Annotated in this window: 13 protein-coding genes; 7 read left to right on the top strand and 6 right to left on the bottom strand. The window is 67.5% G+C overall.

The genetic code is table 11. From position 1 onward, the window contains the following. Nucleotides 1-295 precede the first annotated feature (295 nt). Nucleotides 296-919 (top strand): exopolysaccharide biosynthesis protein, encoded by a 624-nt coding sequence (locus tag D4754_RS08645; protein ID WP_240453806.1) that lies wholly within the window; start codon nt 296-298, stop codon nt 917-919. A gap of 14 nt (nt 920-933) precedes the next feature. Here D4754_RS08645 and D4754_RS08640 read toward each other — a convergent pair whose 3' ends face one another. The 6 genes from D4754_RS08640 to D4754_RS08615 form a co-directional block, all read right to left on the bottom strand. After that, nucleotides 934-1818: an aldose 1-epimerase family protein gene (locus D4754_RS08640; protein ID WP_121062612.1), complete on the bottom strand. Its 885-nt coding sequence runs from the start codon at nt 1816-1818 to the stop codon at nt 934-936. 354 nt (nt 1819-2172) lie between these two features. Beyond that, nucleotides 2173-2904 (bottom strand): helix-turn-helix transcriptional regulator, encoded by a 732-nt coding sequence (locus tag D4754_RS08635; RefSeq protein WP_121062611.1) that lies wholly within the window; start codon nt 2902-2904, stop codon nt 2173-2175. Nucleotides 2905-3075: 171 nt separating this feature from the next. Continuing rightward, on the bottom strand, nt 3076-3849 hold the full coding sequence (locus D4754_RS08630; protein ID WP_121062610.1) for an MOSC domain-containing protein: 774 nt from the start codon (nt 3847-3849) through the stop codon (nt 3076-3078). Continuing rightward, a complete protein-coding gene (locus tag D4754_RS08625) occupies nt 3846-5219 on the bottom strand; it encodes an amidase family protein (protein WP_121062609.1) in 1374 nt (457 codons plus the stop codon). The genes D4754_RS08630 and D4754_RS08625 overlap by 4 nt, the downstream gene beginning before the upstream one ends. A gap of 26 nt (nt 5220-5245) precedes the next feature. Next, nucleotides 5246-6115, bottom strand: coding sequence for an NmrA family NAD(P)-binding protein (locus D4754_RS08620; RefSeq protein ID WP_163025845.1), 870 nt, complete (start codon nt 6113-6115; stop codon nt 5246-5248). Beyond that, nucleotides 6112-7164 (bottom strand): NAD(P)H-dependent flavin oxidoreductase, encoded by a 1053-nt coding sequence (locus D4754_RS08615; protein WP_205589604.1) that lies wholly within the window; start codon nt 7162-7164, stop codon nt 6112-6114. The genes D4754_RS08620 and D4754_RS08615 overlap by 4 nt, the downstream gene beginning before the upstream one ends. 172 nt (nt 7165-7336) lie before the next feature. On the opposite strand from D4754_RS08615, the gene D4754_RS08610 reads away from it, so the two are divergent. The 6 genes from D4754_RS08610 to D4754_RS08585 are packed head-to-tail and all read left to right on the top strand — an operon-like array spanning nt 7337 to nt 14389. After that, on the top strand, nt 7337-8164 hold the full coding sequence (locus tag D4754_RS08610; RefSeq protein WP_121062606.1) for an FAD binding domain-containing protein: 828 nt from the start codon (nt 7337-7339) through the stop codon (nt 8162-8164). After that, entirely contained in the window at nt 8161-10893 is a 2733-nt protein-coding gene (locus tag D4754_RS08605) for a molybdopterin-dependent oxidoreductase (protein WP_121062715.1), read from the top strand. The genes D4754_RS08610 and D4754_RS08605 overlap by 4 nt, the downstream gene beginning before the upstream one ends. Further along, nucleotides 10890-12374, top strand: a complete 1485-nt coding sequence (locus tag D4754_RS08600) for a 6-hydroxynicotinate reductase (protein ID WP_121062605.1) — start codon at nt 10890-10892, stop codon at nt 12372-12374. The genes D4754_RS08605 and D4754_RS08600 overlap by 4 nt, the downstream gene beginning before the upstream one ends. Beyond that, nucleotides 12374-13234 (top strand): UPF0280 family protein, encoded by an 861-nt coding sequence (locus tag D4754_RS08595; RefSeq protein WP_121062604.1) that lies wholly within the window; start codon nt 12374-12376, stop codon nt 13232-13234. Before D4754_RS08600 ends, D4754_RS08595 begins: the two co-directional genes overlap by 1 nt. Next, nucleotides 13227-13808 carry an amino acid synthesis family protein gene (locus D4754_RS08590; RefSeq protein ID WP_121062603.1) on the top strand — a complete coding sequence of 194 codons (582 nt, stop codon included), beginning with the start codon at nt 13227-13229 and terminating at the stop codon, nt 13806-13808. The genes D4754_RS08595 and D4754_RS08590 overlap by 8 nt, the downstream gene beginning before the upstream one ends. After that, nucleotides 13805-14389 carry an amino acid synthesis family protein gene (locus D4754_RS08585; RefSeq protein WP_121062602.1) on the top strand — a complete coding sequence of 195 codons (585 nt, stop codon included), beginning with the start codon at nt 13805-13807 and terminating at the stop codon, nt 14387-14389. The genes D4754_RS08590 and D4754_RS08585 overlap by 4 nt, the downstream gene beginning before the upstream one ends. The last annotated feature ends 47 nt before the right edge of the window (nt 14390-14436 follow it).

The raw sequence follows: 14436 nt of genomic DNA, 5'->3' as shown, positions 1-14436 counted from the left end.
TTCAATCTCCTCCGCGGGATGTGATTTGACTTGAACCGCGGTTCGTTATGATGAGTGGACGCGCAGACAGCCCTTCCTGTTCCGGTCCGACGAATATATTTTTCAAACAGGCACGGGCACGGTCGACTTTCCCGGACGGGCAAAACCGGTGCCGACCGGGTGAAAATGCCTGTGATCGCAGGGGCGCGACCTCGTCCGGCACATGGCTGCGCGTCCCGATCGCACTGCGTGGCGGAACCGGACGCGGCGCCGGGCGTTATCCCCTCGAATCAATCAAACGGAAGAAACCGACGACGTGACACACGCGCTCCAGCCCGCCGATGATGAGGATCTTCGTGATCCGACGCCGGTCACAGATATCGTCGACGCGCTGAAGAAAGCCGCCGAAGACGAAGACGACCTGACCCTGCACGAGATTTTCGACGCGGTGGGACAGAATTCCTTCTCTGCCACCCTGCTGGTTCCGGCGCTTCTCGTCGTGACGCCGCTCAGCGGCATTCCCTTGTTTTCGTCGATCTGCGGGCTGACGATCGCCTTTATTTCGGCGCAGATGCTGATCCGTCGGGATCATCTGTGGATGCCGGAATTCCTCATGCGAAAGGAAGTGGACGCCAACAAGACGCGAAAGGCGCTTCGGCGTATCGACGGGCTGGCCGCCTGGCTCGACCGCCGCACGCGTCCGCGGCTTCGATTCCTCGTCACGGCACCCCTGTTCACATGGTTGCAGGTCCTGTGCCTGCTGTGCGGGCTCGCCATGCCGATGCTCGAGATCGTGCCCTTCTCGTCCTCGGTCCTCGGGCTGGCGGTCGCCATGCTGGCGACGGCGATGCTTGTCCGCGATGGCCTTTTTGCACTGTTCGGATTGGTCGCCATCCTCATCGTCGCGACGATACCGTTCATGGCGGCCAACCTGCTTTAGGGTCGCCCCAAGCACTATTGTCCGTCGGGCATCATTTCGACCGTCACCGAGTATCCGAAGGCCATGCCGGCGCCGGGCGCCAGAACGTTGCTGTTCGGCCGGAGGGCGATCTGCGGGCCGTCGCCTTCGCAGGAGGCGGTGCCGTGCCACGGCTCGATGCACAGGAACGGCGCGCGCAGCGGTTTCCACAGGGCGAGGTCGGGCAGATTGTGGAACCTGAACGACAATCCGGGCCCGCCATCCGGACCATAATGCAGCGCGTCAGACCCATCGGGGAACACAAGGGCGCCGTCCTTGAACAGGTCGTCCCGGATCTCCAGGCGTCCGTCGACAAAGGGACCCGCCATGGGCGTGGGCGTCAGCAGACCGTCGTTCAGCAGGCGCCTGTCGGGGGACCCGCCGGCCGCGAGGGTGACGTGGTGACTTTCGCCCCCGGCACGTGGCAGTGGCCATCGGAATGCCGGATGAAAGCCGAAGCCGAAGGGCATCTGGCCCTGGCCCAGATTCTCGACGCGCGCCTCGCAATGGACTGTGTTTCCGTTCAGCCGGTGGATGACATGCAGGGCGTAGTCGAACGGGTAAACCGCCCGGGTTTCTTCCGACGCGCGCAGCAGGTGATGGCACCGTGTGGCGGTTTCCCCGACAAGTTCGAACGCGCTGCGACGGGCGAAGCCGTGCTGCGCCATGGGCGCGCTGACCTCGCCCGCGGCCACGACATCGCCGGGCGCGCGGCCGACGATGGGAAACAGAACCGGCGCCCGACCCGTCCAGAACGCCGCGTCGCCGTTCCACAGGTAGTCGTCTCCTGCCGCATTGCGCAGGTACTGCATTTCAGCGCCTAGGGGCGCCACAGAAAGGCTGAGCGCGTCATTGCTCAACAGGCTGTTCGAAGCGGCCATGCGGTCTTTCCCGGATGAAACGGTGGCAGATGCCGGGACAGCGGCCCCCGGTCGGTGGCCAAGGTTTAGAGCATCGCGCCGCGTTCGCAAATGACAGTTCACGCCTGTGCTTGGGGGTACCCGCTCATGGCAAAACTGCGCGCGGCGTGCGGTTTGCCCGTCAGCGCGACCGCGTCCCCTCTTCTCGGAACGGGAAGGCAGGTGCGACTGCACGCGCCGGAGCCGATTCGGAGAATAGGCCAGGCGGGAATCATGCCTAAAGGGAACATAACGTTTCAGAACAAAGGTTAAGACGGCGCAGTTCATCCAAAACCGCGACAGTCCGATGCCGGTAGTCGACCGCAAGGTATCCCGTCAGTTGTCGCGCAGTTGTGCTGCGTAGAGCGCGGCCAGTTCGGAGCGGTTGGCGCAGCCCTCCTTGGCCATGGCGCGGCCAAGATGGGTGCGCACGGTGCCGTGGCTGATCTCCAGCAGGCGGGCGATGTCGCGGTCGGTGCAGCCGCGGGCCACAAGGCGCACCACGTCCGCCTCGCGCGGGGTCAGCGTACTGCCCTCTCCTGTCCGGCGGCGCAGTGCGGTTTTCAGGAACGGTTCCAGCGCCGACAGCAGGCCCAGTTCCCGGGCACCGAATTCGGGCGCGCGATGGCCGCGCCACAGCCGGAAGTCGCCCAGATCGCAGCCATCGTCGACAAGGAACAGGTTGATGCCGTGGCTCAGCCCGTCGCGGGCAAGGAAGTCGGTGTAGAACTCGGTCCGGTGGAGGTCTTCATAGGGCATGACCTCCTCGATCAGCGCGGGGCGGGCCAGCGCGCGCAACCTGTCGGTGATCGGGTCGCGGTACTGGAACCATGCCTCGTATCTGGCGATGTTGTCGGGATCCATGTTCAGCACGGTGGCATTGCCATAGCGCCCGGCCTTCTGCGACCAGACATACGAGGCCCCGTAATCGGCCCGCAAAAGCCGTGCGAGATCTCCCAGGATCTGCCCGCGAATGTCCTCCCACGGCTCTGCCCGGTTCAGCCGCGTGACGATGTCGCCGAACAGGCGCATGTCGGAAAGGCTGACATCGCGGATCGCGTGGTCCATGGCCCGGGCCGTCCTTCTGTGCCGTTTTTCGGACGGCCAGAGTTTACGCCCGGGGCGCGCATCGCAAAGGGACGGGCGCGCAGCACGTCCCGGGGCAGCGGGGCTCGCGGCCCAATTGCGTGATTTTTGCGCTAGTTCCGGCCCGACGCGGAGGATTGCGGCACGGTGAGATCAGAGGGAGATTTCGGTGCCACGGGAGAGGGTGCCACCGGAGACGACCTCTCCGTAGATGCCCATGTCGGGGTGGTCGTAGATCTCCTGCAGCAGCTTCGGCACCCGCAGGTCGCGTTCGGCGGAGACGGGGTTGACTTCGGTCGCCGGGCAGCGGCGGGTGCGCAGGCAGAGGCGCAGGCGCACATCGCCCAGCGTGATCTCGCGGTCGACAAGGTCGAGTTCGGAAAACGCGGGCCAGCCGTCGAAGTAGATGTTGCCGCGAAAGCGCATCGGATCGACAGGCGCGCCCGCGCGCGTCTCCAGATCGCGGACCGAGGCGAGGTTGATCAGCGAAACGGCGTTCATCATCTCGGGCGAGACGACCGAGATATCGGTGAACCGGTTGTCGCCGCCCCGCGCAAGGATCGGACGTTCCTCGGCCGGCAGGTCGAGGAAGGCCATCAGGGCCTCCACGGCCGCCTCGGCCCCGTCGTCGGTGCCCAGATCGGCCGACAGCAGGCTGGTGCCGTTGTGGTGCAGGGTCAGCTGGCCGGTGGCCGGGTCGTAGTGGCTGCGCAGCCCGGCCAGGGCCGCCGTTGTCATCACCACGTGAAAGCGGTTCTTGGGCAGGGGGCGGAAGGTGTCGGGATCGTACCCGGCGCCGGGGCGGGCGAAGCCGAAGACGCGATCATGCGGGAAGCCTTGCCCCGGTGTCAGGCTGACGCTGTCCAGCGGCTGGGCCGACAGGCCCTTGACCGGGTAGTGATAAAGGGCGGTGATCTGGCCGTTCATTGCGGCATCTCCTGAAGCGGCGCGAGCGCGGTTTCGATCTGCAGGGCGAGAGATAGCAGGCCACGGTCCTGCCCGGAACCGCCTTCAAGCATAAGCCCGAACGGCAGGCCCGCGGCATCCCGCCCCGCCGGCAGGGACAGCGACGGCGTGCACAGCATCGAGGCGCGGCAGGTGTTGCGGCTGACGGTGGGAAAGGTCGGCAGGTCGATGCCGTCGGCGTGCAGCGTCGCGTCCTCCCCGATCAGGGGCGGCGGCACGGGGACGGTGGCCGAAAGCAGCCCGTCGAGTGCGTGATGTTGCATCAACGCCGCGTAATCGGCGCAGAGGTGCGGGAGCTGGTCCGCCAAGGCCGCGCGCCAGGCCGCATCGGTCTGGGCGGCGAGCTCCGGCAGCGCGGCGAAGATGCCCGCCACGTCGGGGCTGCTGACCGCGACGGCAAGGGTGGCATAGTCAGTGCCCGCGCGCTGTGCCGCGTGATCCTTGAACGATGCGTAGCCTTCGCAGAAGGCCACCGGATCGCCGGCCTGCCGGGTGCCGTCGTCAATGGCTGCGGTGTCCACGGGAACCAGCGTGATGCCCGCGGCCCCCAGCCTGTCGAGCGCGCGTTGCATCGCCGCGTCGGTCTGAGCCGACAGGCCCGACAGCGCATCGCTTGCCACGCCAAGGCGCAGGGGGCGGTCGAGCAGCGGGGGCAACGCGTCTTCCCCGGTGATCAGCGCGTCGAGCAGGGCGATATCAGCCACGCAGGCGGCCATCGGTCCGATGGTGTCGCGGGTGGGCGAGATCGTGAGCACCCCGCCATCGGGATAGCGCCCTGTCGACGGCCGGAACCCGCAGATACCGCAGAACGCCGCCGGGATCCGGGTGGAGCCGCCGGTATCCGTCCCCAGCGCCGCCGGGATCAGCCCCAGCGCGATGGCGGTGGCGTTCCCGCCCGACGATCCCCCAGCCACCCGCGCCGGATCGGCCGGATTGCGCACCGGCCCGTAAAGCGCGTTGTTCGATGTCACGCCGAAGGCGAATTCGTGCAGGTTGGTCTTCAGCACCAGCGCGGCTCCGGCGGCGCGCAGACGGGCGACGGGCGGCGCGTCGGCGTCGGGCCTATGCCCCTGAAGCGCGGGGCTGCCGCCGGTGGTGTCAAAGCCGGCAAGGTCGATATTGTCCTTCACCGCGATGGGCAGCCCTGCAAGGGGCCCGCTGGCAGGTGCCGCCAGCAGCTCCGCGATGCGGGCCGGATCGGCCTGCGTGGTGGTATTGTAGTCGGCGATCCGTGTCAGCCGGTCGGCGATATGTGCCGCGATCGCGCCGCCGCCGCCGCTCTGTTGCAGTTCGCGGAAGGCAGCCAGGGGCATGGGCGTTGCTGGGGGCATGGGGTCTTTCCGGATCGTCAGGCGTTTCAGGAGGCGTCCGGCGCGAAATCGGCGTGGCGGGCGGCAAGGAAGTCGGACAAGGTCGCGGGCGGTCGGCCCAGCAGGGCCGGGCCGTCGCGGCTCACCGGCTCCTGCGCGCCGCGTTCGATGGCCCGGAACAGGTCCACGACCAGCTGCGCTTTCCAGAACGGCAGGCCGGCCGCGAGGGGCAGGACAAGCCGCGCAAGGAGCGCGGGCACGGTTCTGAACCCGACGCGCTGGCCCGTTGCCGCGCCGATCATGCCGGCAATGTCAGGGAAGGACAGCGCCGCCGGTCCGGTCAGGGTGACAGGCGAGCGCGGTTCGGCCCGATGGGCGAGCAGGGCGAGCGCTTCGGCCACGTCGGAAGCGGCGACCATGGCGACGCGGCCCGATTTCACCGGCAGCATCATGGGCTTGCCGCGCCGGATGTCACCGGCAAACAGCAGCAGGCTGTCCTGGTAGAATGTCGGCCGCAACACCGCATGGGGCAGGCCGGAGACCACCAGCGCCCGTTCCGCCACCGCGTGATGCCGCCCGAAGCTGACCGGCGGCGAAAGTCCCGCGGACTGTGCCGAAAGCTTGGCGACAAAGCCGACCTTCGCCGCGGCCAGTTCCGCGATAATGGCGGTTTCCACCTCACCCTGGTCGCGCATGTCGGGGGTGATCAGCACCACCCGATCGATGCCCGTCTCCAGCGCGGCGCGCACGGCGCTGCGGTCGGAAAGGGCGCCCGTCAGGGCCCTGGCCCCCGGCGCCACCGCCGCGCCGCGTGTCAGAACCGACACCGCGTGGCCCATCGCCAGAAGACGCCCGGTGACCCGCGCGCCAATCTGCCCGCTGCCACCGATGACAAGCGTTCGGATCGGGCCTGTCATGCGATGCGCCATCCCTTGCCGCCTGCAAGGATCTCCTCGGCTTCCGCCGCCATGCCGGTCACGATGTCCGCGGCCGGTTCGACGCTGGAAATCATGCCGAGCCCCTGACCCGCCAGAAGCGGCAGTTCCTCGTAATCTCCGGTGGCGCCCTGCATGGGGACGAGGTTGCCGAAACGGCGGAGTTCCACTTCCATCCCGGCAAGGGGCATCCGGCCCACCACAGGTTCGGCGCTGTTATCGGCCGGGGCGTCGTCTTCGCGACCATCGAACTCGGCCACCACGCGGTTGCGCAGCAGGCGCATCGGGTTGAAATGCAGGTGATGCCGCCCGAACAGCGACGACAGCACGGTATCGGTGCCATCGGCGGCGCAAAGCCGGGCCTTGTAATCCTCGTGCGCGCTGGATTCCGCGCTGGCCACAAGGCGCGAACCGACCCAGACACCCGCCGCCCCAAGACACAAGGCCGCCGCCAGCGCCCGCCCGTCGGTGACCCCGCCCGAGGCCAGCACCGGCGTGCCCGGCACGGCATCGACGATCTGCGGCAGCAGGACGAAGCTGGGCAGGCTGCCAAGGTTGTGCCCGCCGGCCTCCGTCCCCTGCGCCACGATCACGTCGACCTCGTCAGCCGCCGCCAGCTTCGCCGCCTCTACGGAGCCGACCTGTTCGATCACCTTGATCCCGGCGGCGTGCAGTTGCGCGATCCACTCCGGCTTAGGATGGCCCCAGTGGAAGCTCGCCGCGGCCACCGGCGTTTCGGCGGCGCAGAGCGCTTCGATATGGCTGTCCTCGGCGTAGATGGTGATGAAATTCACGTGGAACGGCCGGTCCGTGCCGGCGCGGATGCCTGCGATCAGGCCCTCCATGACCGGCACCGGCATGGGGCCGATGGCGACAGAGCCCATGGCGCCAGCGTTCGACACGGCGATGGCGAGGTCCGGCGTCATGCCGGCGAAGGCCATCCCGGCCTGAACGATGGGTGCGGACAGGCCGAGGAGGTGGGTCAGCGGGGTCTCGATCATCTGCGTCCGTTCCTGTGGGGCTGTGTCCATCGGTGTGTCCCGGGCAGCCTAGAGCGGCCCCTGCCGCTTTGGTATCGGCAGAAATGTTGACGGCCACAGGGACCGCGGGGAAGACTGATCGATGCTGCCGGGCAGACATTGTTGTTGACTTGAAGCCGCCCGCGAATATCATTTGCATGCAAACAATAGGAAGGCGACTGCATTGGCCTATCTGTCCCCGACCGAACTGACGGACGCCCTTGCCGCGCTCAGGGACGGGCAGGCGAAAGTCATCGCCGGCGGGACGGACGTGTTTCCGGCCATGGCGCGCGGCAAGGGGCCGGCCGCTTTCCTCGATGTCACGCGGATCGCGGGGCTGACCTCCATCACCTCCGATGACGGCGGAACGCGTATCGGCGCGGCTGTCTCGTGGAGCGCGATTGTTGCCGCCGACCTGCCGCCTGCCTTCGACGCGTTGAAGGAAGCGGCGCGCGAGGTTGGCAGCATCCAGATTCAGAACGCCGGCACGATTGCCGGAAACATCTGCAACGCATCCCCCGCCGCCGACGGGGTTCCGGCGCTGCTGGCGCTGGACGCCAGGGTGGAGATCGCGAGCGCGGACCGTGGCGTGCGGGTGCTGCCGCTGGCCGATTTCCTGCTGGGCGTGCGCAAGACTGCGCTGGAAGCGGACGAACTCGTCACCGCTGTATTGGTGCCGCCGCAGCCGGACGGCATGGGCTCGGCCTTCGCAAAGCTGGGCAGCCGTCGGTATCTCGTGATCTCGATCACCATGACGGCGGCCAATATCTTGCTGGACAGGGAAGGTGCGATTGCCGAGGCCCGGATCGCGGTCGGGGCGTGCTCGGCGGTGGCTCGTCGTCTGCCGGATCTGGAACGGGCGCTGATCGGCCAGCGGCCCGACGCGGCAGATGTTCTGGCCGAACATCTGGGCCCGCTTTCCCCCATCGACGATGTGCGCGGCTCCGCGGCCTATCGGCTGGACGTTGTGCAGGAACAATGCAGGCGCGCAATTCAGAGGGCCGGACGATGAACAAGCAGTTCACCACGGCGACGACCTTCCACCTGAACGGGGCGGAGGTTTCGGCCCACCCCCGTCCGGGCCAGCGCCTGTCGGCGCTTCTGCGCGAAGGGCTGGGCACGCGCGACGTGAAGATCGGCTGCGATGCGGGCGATTGCGGGGCGTGTACCGTGCTGATCGACGGCGCCCCGGTCTGCGCCTGCCTGACGCCGGCGCATCAGGCAGCGGGGCGAAAGGTGGAAACGCTCTCGGGGATGACGGCCTCGGACCCCGACGCGCTGCGCCTGATGCAGAGCTTTCAGGACCACGGCGCCGCGCAATGCGGGATCTGCACCCCGGGCATGATGGTGTCTGCCGTGGCCCTTCTGCGCGCCGAACCCGCGCCGGACGAGGCGCAGGTGAAGGATGCGCTTGCCGGCGTGCTGTGCCGCTGCACAGGTTACCGCAAGATCATCGACGCGGTGCTGGGCGCGCCCGCGCTGGCCGACACGTTTGGTGGCGCGGTGGGCACATCGCCCGCGCGCCTGGACGGTGGCCCGAAGGTTTCCGGGACCGAACTTTTCGGCGATGACATCGCCCCCGCCGGGTGCCTTGAGGTGCTGGTCATCCGCTCGCCATTTCCCCGCGCAGGCTTCACATTCGGCGATCTGGAGGGCTTCGCGCAGACCCAAGGCCTCGACGCCGTGCTGACCGCCGCCGACATCCCCGGCCGGAACGTGTTCGGCGTGATACCCCAGTTCGTCGATCAACCTGTCTTTGCCGAAACGGAAACGCGGTTCCGCGGCGAAGCGGTGGCCGCCATCGTCGCCAGCCCGGAGGTTATCGCGCGCTTCGATCCCGAAACCTTCCCCGTAACCTGGACGGAACTGCCGGCAGCGACCGACGTGGCCACGGCGCTCGGCCCCGATGCGACGCAACTGCACGACGGCCGCGCAGGCAACGTGATGTGCGGTGGCTTTGTCACCTGCGGCGATCCGGAGGCCGCCCTGGCCCGCGCGCACGTGACCGTCGAGGGCCGGTACCAGAGCGGTTTCGTCGAACACGCCTATATCGAGCCCGAGGCCGGTTTCGCGGAGATCGTCAACGGCCGGGTCGAGGTGCACGCCTGCACGCAGGCCCCGGTGATGGACCGCGAAGCGCTGGAGATCATCCTTGGCATGGACCGCTCGCAGATCCGTATCGTGCCAACGGCGACGGGGGGCGGGTTCGGCGCGAAGCTGGATATCTCGGTCCAGCCCTACCTTGCGCTGGCGGCGTTGAAGACGGGCCAGCCGGTGCGGATCTGCTATTCCCGCACGGAATCGATGCAAAGCACCACCAAGCGCCACCCATCGGACATCACGCTGACCATCGGCGCAAGTTCCGACGGCAAACTGTGCGGGTTCCGGTTCGATGGCGATTTCGACACCGGCGCCTATGCCAGTTGGGGGCCCACAGTGGCGAACCGCGTGCCGGTCCATGCCTCGGGGCCCTATGCCATCGCCGACTACCGCGCGCAGTCGCGGGGGATTCACACCAACAACCCGCCCGCGGGCGCCTTCCGAGGCTTCGGCGTCCCGCAATCGGCGATCGCGCAGGAATGCCTGTTCGACGATCTGGCCGAGAAGCTGGGCATGGATGCGCTCGACTTCCGCATCCTGAACGCGCTGGAGAACGGCGTGCCCACGGTCTGCGGGCAGGTCTTCGAACAGGGTGTGGGCATCAAGGCCTGTTTGGAAGCGCTGCGCCCGTCCTGGGATGAAGAGCGCGCGGCGGCTGAAGAATTCAACGCAGCGAACGACACGCTGAAACGCGGCGTCGGGATCGCTTCGGGCTGGTACGGGTGCGGGAACACCTCGCTGCCCAATCCGTCGACCATCAAGGCGGGCATCCGCACCGATGGGTCCGTGCTGCTGCACCAGGGCGCGATGGACATCGGGCAGGGGGCCAACACGGTCATCGCCCAGATCTTCGCCGAAGCGCTGGGGCTGCCGCTGGCAACCGTCTCCCTGATCGGGCCGGACACGGATGTGACGCCGGACGCCGGCAAGACCTCGGCCTCGCGCCAGACCTTCGTGTCGGGCAATGCCGCGCGGCTGACCGGGCTGGCGCTGCGGGCGACAATCCTTGAACGGCTGAATGTCTCGCCCGAGGCCGAACTGTCGCTGGACGGTGCCACTCTGGTGGCCACCGACGCGGCCGGGCGCCATGAACTGCCGCTGGACGGGCTTGAGGCCGATGCCGAAGGCTATGTCCTGCGGGCCGAAGAGACCTACGATCCGCCGACCGTCCCGCTCGACGCGAACGGGCAGGGGGTGCCCTATGCCCAGTTCGGCTACGCCGCGCATCTGGCGGTGGTGGAGGTCGATACGGCCCTTGGAACCGTGACGCCGGTCAAATTCGTGGCGGCGCACGACGTGGGCCGGGCCATCAACCCGATGCTGATCGAAGGCCAGGTGCATGGCGGTATCGCGCAAGGCCTGGGCATGGCGCTGATGGAAGAGTATCTGCCGGGCCGCACCGAGAACCTGCACGATTACCTGATCCCCACCATCGGGGACATCCCGCCCATCGAGACGCTGATCATCGAGGAACCGGATGCGCATGGCCCGTACGGGGCCAAGGGCCTGGGCGAGCACGTGCTGATCCCGACCACGCCGGCGCTTCTGAACGCGATCAGACACGCCACCGGAGCGCGGATAACCAAAGTGCCTGCTACCCCGTCACGGGTCCGCGCGGCCCTGCTGAAGGGAGCGGAATGATGGACGGCGCGAAACCCGAGAAAATCCGCTGCGATGCCTGCCCGGTGATGTGCTACATCGCCGAGGGCAAGGCCGGTGCCTGCGACCGCTATGCCAATCACGCGGGCGAACTGGTGCGGCTGGACCCTTTGACGATCATCCATTCCGGCGATCAGAAGCTGGTGCCCTTCCTGCAAGGCGGCGATGAGTGGGACGGCGATATCATCAAGGGCGAACGCCCCTTCGTGACGGCTGTGGGTGCGGGGACGACCTACCCGGATTACAAGCCCGCCCCCTTCATCGTCAGCCAGGAGATCGACGGCATCGACATGGTGACCGTCGTGACCGAAGGGATCTTCAGCTATTGCGGCGTGAAGGTGAAGATCGACACCGACCGCCACCTGGGCGACGAACGCGACGTGATCCGCGTGGATGGTGAACCGGTGGGGCATGTCACGACCTCCGAATACGGCTCGAAAATGCTGTCCCTGGGCGGGGTCGAACATCTGACCGGCGGGTCCAAGAAGGAAGGCCGCGTGACCTGCGACGCGCTGATGCAGCTGTGCAACCGCGAGGCGGTGACGATGCAGATCGGCGACGGCGACCACGTGGTCGAGGTCGTGGTGCAGGCGGGCAAGGCGCCGATCATCGACGGCGTCGAAGAGAAGCTGATGCGCGTCGGCTGCGGATCCGCGGCCATCGGTATGTTCGCCAAGCAGTGGCTGGGCCACGCGGACGAGGTGGTGGTGGTCGACGATCACATCACCGGCGTCCTGTCGGAACATGAGGCGGGCAAGCAGCTGGACGTGCCTCCGACCGGCATCAAGCTGCTGGGCCGCCGGTCTACTCCGGGCCGCTATTTCCAGGTCGCCAATCCCGGCACTGGCTGGGGCGGCACGGATATCGAGGACCCTTTGACGATCCTTGGCCCCTTCAAGCCCAAGGTGGCGTGGGAAGGGCTGCGGATGCTCATGGTCTCCACCACGGGCGAGCAATACGGGTACTATGAACTCGACTCAGACCTGGTGCCGCAGAAGAAGCCCATGCCCGACGCGTTGATGCGCACGGCGGAGCTGATTGCCGAGAATTGCGAGCCGTCGGTGTGTTCAGTGCTGTTCATGGGCGGGGCAGGGGGCAGCCTGCGGGCTGGCGTCACGGAAAACCCGGTGCGGCTGACACGGTCCGTCAGGGATGCGCTGACCCATGTGTCCTGCGGCGGGGCCGAGGCTTACGTCTGGCCCGGCGGCGGGATCACCTTCATGGTCGACGTGCTGGACATGCCGACGCAAAGCTTTGGCTACGTGCCCACGCCCGCGCTGGTCGCGCCCATCGAATTCACCCTGCGGGTCAGCGATTACAAGGCTCTGGGCGGCTACGCGGACCAGATCAAACCCGTGGCGAGCGTGCGGCAGGTCGACGCCCGCTGGCTGGCGCCCAACCCCAATGCAGGCGATCCGATGGCGCATCAGAACTATCGCTGGTCGAAGGACCGGACCAGCTGATGGGCCCGTCTGCGGCAATCTTGCCCGATGGCCAGCGCCTGCATTTGCAGCATGGCCCCATCGACCTTGTGATCGGTGCCGATGGTGCCCGGGGCCCGGCCTTTGCCGCGGCGAAGGACAGGTTTCACGGGCTGTTGCAGACCCTCGTGGATGAACTGCCCGACCTGCGCGCGCCCCTGACATCCGACAGCCGCCTCCCGGCCGGGCCAGTGGCGCGGCGGATGCATGCCGCGGCGATGCCGGTATATGATCTGGGCTACCTGACCCGTATGGCGGCCGTCGCAGGCGCCGTCGCGGATGAAATCCTGGCGGCCATGGTCGATGCGGCTCCTCTGCGCCGGGCTTACGTGAACAACGGCGGCGATATCGCGCTGCACCTGGCTGAAGGCGAACGCTATGCCAGTGCGGTGGCGGGGCATCGCGGGCAGATGTTGGGGCAGATTTCGGTCAGTTGGGACGATCCGGTGCGCGGCATCGCCACCAGCGGACGCCACGGGCGCAGCCTGTCGATGGGCATCGCCGACAGCGTGACGGTGCTGGCGCGGAACGCCGCCGGGGCCGATGTGGCCGCAACGCTGGTCGCCAATGCCGTCGATCTGCCGGGCCATCCGGCGATCACCCGCGGCCCTGCCGATACCGTTGCCCCGGACAGCGATCTGGGCAATCTTCCCGTCGTCACCGATTGCGCGGCTTTGACCCCGGGCGACCGCGACGCGGCTTTGCGCTCTGGTCTGGGCCGGGCGGAACAGCTGGTCCGGCGCGGATCCATTGCGGCGGCGGCACTGTTCCTGCAAGGGCAAGCGGTGATGACCGAAGGGCCTTGTATCGCCCTTAAACAAAAGGAATTCGACCATGCCTGACCTGAAGCTCCGCAAGACCGCCTATTCGGTCGAGGAAATCTTTCACGAAGGCGGCCCGACCCCGGCCAAGAGCCTGCGCCGCGCATCGGCCCTGGCGGTGATCGAAAACCCCTTTGCCGGCCGGTACGAACCCGACATCCAGTGGTTCATGGAAGATCTGAAGCCGCTGGGCCTGCAGATGGCCACGAAGCTGGTCGAGCTTCTGGGCGGCGCCGATCAGGTCGAAGGCTATGGCAAGGGCGCGATGGTGGGCGAGAACGGGGAAATCGAGCACGGCGCGCTGTGGCACGCCCCCGGCGGCTACGCGATGCGTGAATTGCTGAGCGATTCCAAGGCCATCGTGCCATCGACCAAGAAGGTGACGGGCATGGGCGGGCGGCTGGACGTGCCGATCACGCATATCAACGCGTCTTACGTGCGTGGCCATTTCGACGCGATGGAAGTGGGCCTGAACGACGCCCCCCGCGCCAACGAGATGGTGCTGGTGCTGGTCATGAGCACGGGCGCGCGCATCCACAACCGCGCGGGCGGTCTGGACGCGGCCGACATCAAGGGCGAGGACGGCCTGCGATGAAGGCGGCGATCCGCAAGATCGTCGTCCATATCGAGGAAACCCACCGCGAGGCCGGGCAGGCGATCCAGCTCGCCACCCGCAAGGCGGTGGCGGTAGCCGTGATCCGAAACCCGTTCGCCGGGATCTATGCCGAGGACCTGACGGACCTGACCGATATCGGCGCAGAACTGGGCGCGCGTCTGGGCCGCAAATGCGTCGAGGCGCTGGGGATCGCGCCCGAAGCTGCGCAAAGCTACGGCAAATCAGCCATGGTCGGCGCAAACGGGGAACTGGAACACGCCGCAGCCATCCTCCATCCGAAACTGGGCGCGCCGCTGCGCAAGGAAGTCGACAAGGGCGCGGCCCTGGTCCCGTCATCGAAGAAGATGGGCAGCCCGGGTCAGGTTCTGGACGTGCCGCTGGGCCACAAGGACGCGGCCTATGTCCGCAGTCATTTCGACGCCATCGAGGTGCAACTGAACGACGCCCCCCGTGCGGACGAGATCATGGTCGCCGTGGCCGTCACCGACAGTGGTCGTCCACTGCCCCGCGTGGGCGGGCTGACCCATGACGATGCCGAAGGCCATGACGGGTTGCGCTGAACCGCGCGGAAACGCGGCTTGTCTGTCCCGGTCACATGGGGATACAT

The organism is Chachezhania antarctica (assembly GCF_003646465.1).
GTDB lineage: Bacteria > Pseudomonadota > Alphaproteobacteria > Rhodobacterales > Rhodobacteraceae > Chachezhania > Chachezhania antarctica.
This window is presented reverse-complemented; position numbering and strand designations above follow the sequence as displayed.

Coding starts and splice junctions, on each gene's coding strand:
- D4754_RS08640 (WP_121062612.1), bottom strand. CDS start 1,818: ATGGCCGCTTCGAACAGCCTGTTGAGCAATGACGCGCTCAGCCTTTCT.
- D4754_RS08635 (WP_121062611.1), bottom strand. CDS start 2,904: ATGGACCACGCGATCCGCGATGTCAGCCTTTCCGACATGCGCCTGTTC.
- D4754_RS08630 (WP_121062610.1), bottom strand. CDS start 3,849: ATGAACGGCCAGATCACCGCCCTTTATCACTACCCGGTCAAGGGCCTG.
- D4754_RS08625 (WP_121062609.1), bottom strand. CDS start 5,219: ATGCCCCCAGCAACGCCCATGCCCCTGGCTGCCTTCCGCGAACTGCAA.
- D4754_RS08620 (WP_163025845.1), bottom strand. CDS start 6,115: ATGACAGGCCCGATCCGAACGCTTGTCATCGGTGGCAGCGGGCAGATT.
- D4754_RS08615 (WP_205589604.1), bottom strand. CDS start 7,164: ATGGACACAGCCCCACAGGAACGGACGCAGATGATCGAGACCCCGCTG.
- D4754_RS08605 (WP_121062715.1), top strand. CDS start 8,161: ATGAACAAGCAGTTCACCACGGCGACGACCTTCCACCTGAACGGGGCG.
- D4754_RS08600 (WP_121062605.1), top strand. CDS start 10,890: ATGATGGACGGCGCGAAACCCGAGAAAATCCGCTGCGATGCCTGCCCG.
- D4754_RS08595 (WP_121062604.1), top strand. CDS start 12,374: ATGGGCCCGTCTGCGGCAATCTTGCCCGATGGCCAGCGCCTGCATTTG.
- D4754_RS08590 (WP_121062603.1), top strand. CDS start 13,227: ATGCCTGACCTGAAGCTCCGCAAGACCGCCTATTCGGTCGAGGAAATC.
- D4754_RS08585 (WP_121062602.1), top strand. CDS start 13,805: ATGAAGGCGGCGATCCGCAAGATCGTCGTCCATATCGAGGAAACCCAC.